Annotated in this window: 1 protein-coding gene; it reads right to left on the bottom strand. The window is 77.6% G+C overall.

From position 1 onward, the window contains the following. Positions 1-1,585 (bottom strand): beta-ketoacyl synthase N-terminal-like domain-containing protein (locus B0E53_RS36350; protein ID WP_281492942.1); only part of this gene is annotated, 1,585 nt, incomplete at both ends.

The following is a 1,585-nucleotide window of genomic DNA, read 5'->3' as shown; positions in this document are numbered from 1 at the left end:
GGGTGGTGGCCAGCGCGTGCGCCACGTCGGCCGGGTGGGCCGCCGCACCGTCGAGCCAGGTGAGCAGCCGGGCGGCCTGGTCGCGCAGGCCCTCCCGGCTCGCGGCGGAGAGCAGCCAGGGTACGGCGGCACCCGCCCCCCGGACCGCCGCCGCCGTCGCCGGGACCGGTGCGGCGGGCGGTGCCTCGACGATGACGTGCGCGTTGGTGCCGCTGATCCCGAACGAGGAGATCCCGGCACGGTGGGGCCGGTTCACGGCGGGCCACGGCCGGGCCTCGGTGAGCAGCTCCACCGCCCCGGCCGACCAGTCCACCTCGGACGTCGGCGCGTCCACGTGCAGGGTGCGCGGCAGGGTCCCGTGCCGCAGGGCGAGGACCATCTTCATGACCCCGGCCGCCCCGGCGGCGGCCTGGACGTGCCCGAGGTTCGACTTCAGCGAGCCGAGCAGCAGCGGCGCCCCCTCCCCCCGCTCCTGTCCGTACGTGGCCAGCAGCGCCTGCGCCTCGATCGGGTCGCCGAGCCGGGTACCGGTGCCGTGCGCCTCGACGGCGTCCACGTCGGCCGGTCCCAGGCGCGCGGCCGCCAGCGCCCGCCGGATGACCCGTTCCTGGGCCGGCCCGTTCGGCGCGGTGAGGCCGTTGGACGCCCCGTCGGAGTTGACCGCCGAGCCGCGCAGCACGGCCAGCACCGGGTGCCCGTGGCGGTGGGCGTCGCTCAGCCGTTCCAGCAGCAGGACGGCCACGCCCTCGGACCAGCCGGTGCCGTCGGCCGCGTCGGCGAACGCCTTGCACCGGCCGTCCGGGGCGAGCCCGCGCTGCCGGCTGAACTCGACGAACGCCTGCGGGGTGCCCATCACCGCGACCCCGCCGGCCACGGCGAGGGAGCAGTCGCCGTCGCGCAGCGCCTGCGCGGCCAGGTGCAGCGCCACGAGCGACGACGAGCACGCGGTGTCCACGGTCACCGCGGGCCCTTCCAGCCCCAGCGCGTACGCGACCCGCCCGGAGACCACGCTGCCGGCGGTGCCGACGCCGAGGTAGCCCTCGGTGCCGGGGGGCGCCTGCCGCAGGTTCGCCGCGTAGTCGTGGTGCATCACCCCGGTGAAGACGCCGGTGGCGCTGCCGCGCAGGGCGGTCGGGTCGATGCCGGCCCGCTCGAACAGCTCCCAGGAGGTCTCCAGCAGCAGCCGCTGCTGCGGGTCCATGGCGAGCGCCTCGCGGGGGCTGATCGCGAACAGGTCGGCGTCGAAGTCGCCCGCGCCGGCCAGGAAGCCACCGACCCGCACGTACGAGGTGCCGGCCTGGTCGGGGTCGTCGGAGAAGAGGTGGGCCAGGTCCCAGCCGCGGTCGGTGGGGAAACCGGTCAGCCCCTCCCGTCCCTGGTCGAGCAGTTCCCACAGCTCCTCGGGGCTGCTGACGCCGCCGGGGAGCCGGCAGGCCATGGCGACGATCGCCACCGGATCGGCGCCGGCCGCGAGGCGGGGCGCGTCGGGGACGCCCGTCGGGTCGGCGCCGCGGAGCCGGCCGGCGAGGTGCCGGGCCAGGGCCGCCGGGGTGGGATGGTCGAAGGCGGCCGTGGCGGAGAGCCG

The organism is Micromonospora sp. MH33 (genome assembly GCF_003013775.1).
GTDB classification, from domain to species: Bacteria; Actinomycetota; Actinomycetes; order Mycobacteriales; family Micromonosporaceae; genus Micromonospora; species Micromonospora fulviviridis.
The sequence above is the reverse complement of the archived record's forward strand: the minus strand, read 5'-3'. Positions and strand labels throughout refer to the sequence as shown.